The 4,189-nt window shown below is 74.1% G+C and carries 2 protein-coding genes; one reads left to right on the forward strand and one right to left on the reverse strand.

Annotated elements, in window-relative coordinates:
- Positions 1 to 1,530, reverse strand: a 1,530-nt coding sequence (locus HMPREF3105_RS06970; protein WP_371441103.1) for a DNA gyrase/topoisomerase IV subunit A, incomplete at its 3' end; no start/stop codon positions are given.
- A gap of 48 nt (positions 1,531 to 1,578) precedes the next feature.
- Here HMPREF3105_RS06970 and HMPREF3105_RS06975 point away from each other — a divergent pair.
- Positions 1,579 to 4,189: bifunctional acetate--CoA ligase family protein/GNAT family N-acetyltransferase (locus HMPREF3105_RS06975; protein ID WP_070709043.1), on the forward strand; the 2,611-nt coding region annotated here is incomplete at its 3' end.

Below are 4,189 nucleotides of genomic sequence, written 5' to 3' on the forward strand. Positions count from 1 at the left end.
GGCGGTCTCGGCCTCGAGCAGGACCGTGCGCCGGTCGTCGCCGTGCTCGTCGGCCACGGCCTGCAGCTCGGCCGAGACCACCTCGCGCAGCCGCGCGTCGGAGGCGAGGATCGCCTCGAGCTCGGCGATCGCGGCCTGCAGCTCGTCGCGCTCGGCCTCCAGCTCGATGCGGGAGAACTTCGTCAGCTGGCGCAGCCGCAGCTCCAGGATGTGGTCGGCCTGCACCTGGGTGAGGTCGAAGACGCCCATGAGGCGGGTGCGCGCGGCCGCGGTGTCGTCCGAGGAACGGATGATCTCGATGACCTCGTCGATGTCCACGAGCGCCAGCAGCAGGCCCTCGACGAGGTGGAGACGATCGCGGTGCTTGCCGAGGCGGTGCCCCGTGCGGCGCCGCACCACGTCCAGACGGTGGTCCACGTAGACCCGCAGCAGGGGCAGCAGGCCCAGGGTCTGCGGCTGCCCGTCGACGAGCGCGACGTTGTTGATCCCGAACGTCTCCTCGAGCGGGGTGTGCCGGTACAGGGCGGCCAGCACGGCCTGGGGGTTGAACCCGGACTTGAGCTCGATCTGCAGGCGCAGCCCGTTCTTGCGGTCCGTCAGGTCCACGACGTCGGCGATGCCGCTGAGCTTCTTCGCGTCGACGCCGGCCTTGATCCGCTCGATGACCTTCTCGGGGCCCACGCCGTACGGCAGCTCGGTGACGACCAGGCCGGTGCGACGCGCGGAGACCTGCTCCACGGCGACAGCGGCTCGCATGCGGAACGTGCCGCGGCCGGTCGCGTAGGCGTCGCGGACGCCGTCGAGCCCCACGATCCGGCCGCCCGAGGGGAGGTCGGGGCCGGGGATGTGGGCCATGATCGCCTCGAGGTCCGCCTCGGGGTCCGCGAGCAGGTGGCGCGCGCCCGCCACGACCTCGCGCAGGTTGTGCGGGGCCATGTTCGTGGCCATGCCGACGGCGATGCCGGTGGTGCCGTTGACAAGCAGGTTGGGGTAGGCGGCGGGCAGCACGGCCGGCTGCTGGAGCTGGTTGTCGTAGTTGGGGACGAAGTCCACGGTGCCCTCGTCGAGGTCCGCGGTGAGCGCCAGGGCGGCCGGGGCCATGCGGGCCTCCGTGTAGCGCGGGGCCGCGGGGCCGTCGTCGAGCGAGCCGAAGTTGCCGTGCCCGTCCACCACGGGCAGACGCAGGGAGAACGGCTGGGCGAGGCGGACCATCGCGTCGTAGATCGCGGCGTCGCCGTGGGGGTGCAGCTTGCCCATCACCTCGCCTACCACCCGGGCGGACTTCACATGGCCGCGGTCCGGGCGCAGGCCCATGCGGGCCATCATGTAGAGGATGCGCCGCTGCACCGGCTTGAGGCCGTCGCGCGCGTCCGGCAGGGCGCGCGAGTAGATCACCGAGTAGGCGTACTCGAGGAAGGACGCCTCCATCTCCTCGGAGACGTCGACGTCGACGATGTTCTCCTGCTCCAGCGGCAGCGGGCGCGGGGCGTCCTGCTCGGCGGGGCGGGAACGGGATGAACGGGCCATCATGGTGGTCGGGGAGTCCTCACGGCGTCGGGGATTGTCTACAGTGATCCTATGGGTGAGACCGAAGCCGTCCGCGGATATCCCTCCCACTGGGAGGCCGATGTGGTGCTCCGTGACGGTGCGACGGCCCACCTGCGGCCCATCTCGCCCGAGGACGCCGCCGAGCTGCAGCGCATGCACGCCGGGCAGTCCGAGAACTCCATCTACCTGCGCTACTTCACGTACAAGTCCGAGCTGAGCGCCAAGGACCTGGACCGGTTCACCCACGTGGACCACCGGGACCGGGTGGCGTTCGTGATCACCCGGGGCGGCCGCCTGCTGGGCGTGGGCCGCTACGACCGCTACGGGGACTCCGACGCCGCGGAGGTCGCCTTCAACATCTCCGACGCCGCGCAGGGCCGCGGGCTGGGCTCCATCCTCATGGAGCACCTGGCCGTGGCCGCCCGCGAGAACGGCATCCGCCGCTTCACCGCCGAGGTCCTGCCCGAGAACCGCAAGATGCTCTCGGTGTTCCAGGAGTCCGGCTTCGAGGTGACCCGCCGGTTCGAGGACGGCGTCGTGGCCGTCGAGTTCCCCATCGACCCCACCGCCCGGTGGCGCGCCGTCGTCGAGTCCCGCGAGCACCGCGCCGAGTCCCGCAGCGTCGCCGAGCTGGTCGAGCCCGCGTCCGTGGCCGTCGTCGGCGCCTCCCGCGATCCGCAGGCCGTCGGCTCGCTCGTGCTGCGCCACGTCCTCGAGGCGGGCTTCACGGGAGCCGTCCACGCCGTGAACCGCGCCGCCGAGGACGTCCAGGGCCTCACCGCCCACCGCTCCCTGGCCGACATCGGCGAGCCGGTCGACCTCGTCGTCGTCGCCGTGCCCGCCGACGAGGTCGAGGCCCTCATCCCCGAGGCCGCCGCGGCCGGGGCCCAGGGCCTCGTGGTCCTCACCTCGGGCTACGCCGACGCCGGCGCCGAGGGGCTCGAGGCCCAGCGCCGCCTGGTCTCCCGCGCCCGCGCCCACGGCATGCGTGTGATCGGCCCGGCCTCGGCCGGCCTGGTCCGCACCGACCCCGCGATCCGCCTCAACGCCTCCCCGTCCCCGGGCCTGGCCCAGCGCGGCCCCGTCGGCCTGTTCAGCCAGTCCGGCGCCGTCGGCGCCATGGTCTCCGCCGGCGTCAAGCGCCGCGGGGTGGGGATCTCCACCTCGATCAGCGCCGGCAACCGTGCGGACGTCTCGGGCAACGACGCCATGCAGTTCTTCGAGGCGGACCCCCACACCGCCGCCGTCGGCGTGTACCTCGAGTCGTTCGGCAACCCGCGCAAGTTCTCCCGCATCGCCCGGCGGCTCTCCCGCACCAAGCCCGTCGTGGTGGTCCGCTCCGACGTCACCGGGCGCTTCCTGCCCCCGGGCCACGAGACCCGCACCACCCAGGCCCCCGAGGGCGCCGTGGACTCGATGCTCGACCAGACCGGCGTGCTCGAGGCCCACACGCACGAGGCCATGCTCGACATCCTCATGGCCGTGGCCAGCCAGCCGCTGCCCACGGGCCACCGCGTCGTCCTCGTGGCCGACTCGCTCGCCCTGGACCGGCTGGGCCGCGACGCCGCGGCCGAGGCCGGGCTGGAGGTCACGGCCACCGTCGGCCTCGTCGGCAGCGAACAGGGCATCGCCCCGCCCGCCGAGACGCTGGTCTCCGCCGTCCGGGACGCCGTCCGCCACGAGCAGGCCGACGCCGTCGTGGTGCTGGCCCGCCTCGGCCTGCACCAGGCGGACGACGAGCCGGAGCGGCTGGCCCACGCCCTCGCGGACGCGACCCGGGACGCCCGCATCCCCGTGCTCGGCTGCCTGACCGACGTCGTCTCCCCGCGCTACCGCGGCGCCACGCTCGGCGCCACCGGGCCCGTGGGTGACGACGCCGAGCCCGGCTCCCTGCAGCCCGGCCTGCCCTTCTACCCGTCGCCGCAGCAGGCCATGACCGTGCTCGGCGCGCTCGCGGACTACGTCCACTGGCGCCGCCAGGAGGTCGGCGAGCCGCTCGAGCCGACCGGCCTGCACCCGCACGAGGCCGAGGAGCTCGTGGAGGCGGCCGCCGCGCGTGCCGAGGGCACCGAACTCGTCCGGCTCTCCGACGAGGAGACCGAGACGCTGCTGGGCCACTACGGGATCACCGTGCTGCCCTCGGCCCGGTTCGAGACCGCCGACGAGGCCGTGGCGGCCGCCGAGCGGCTCGGCTTCCCCGTGGCGCTCAAGGCCGTGGACCCCCACCTGCGGCACCGACTCGACCTGGGCGGCGTCCGCCTGAACGTGGTGGACGCCGATTCCCTGCGCCGCAACGTCGAGCACATGCGCCGTCTGCTCGCGCCGTTCGGCGTGCGCGAGCTCGAGGTCCAGGCCATGGCCCCCGCCGGCCAGGCCTGCATGCTCACGGCGCTCGAGGACCCGCTGCTGGGCCCCGTGGTCTCCTTCGGCATCGCCGGCGACGCCACGGACCTGCTGGGGGACTGGGTGCACCGCGTGCCCCCGCTCACGGACCGGGACGTGGCCCGCATGGTCCGCGCCCCCCGCGCCGCCGTGAAGCTGCGCGGCACCGGCGGGGTGCCCTCCGTCGACCTCGCCGCGCTGGAGGACCTCGTGGGCCGCGTCAGCGTCCTCAAGGACGACCTGCCGCAGGTCGCCCGCC

It is taken from the genome of Micrococcus sp. HMSC31B01 (assembly GCF_001816085.1).
Taxonomy (GTDB): Bacteria; Actinomycetota; Actinomycetes; order Actinomycetales; family Micrococcaceae; genus Micrococcus; species Micrococcus luteus.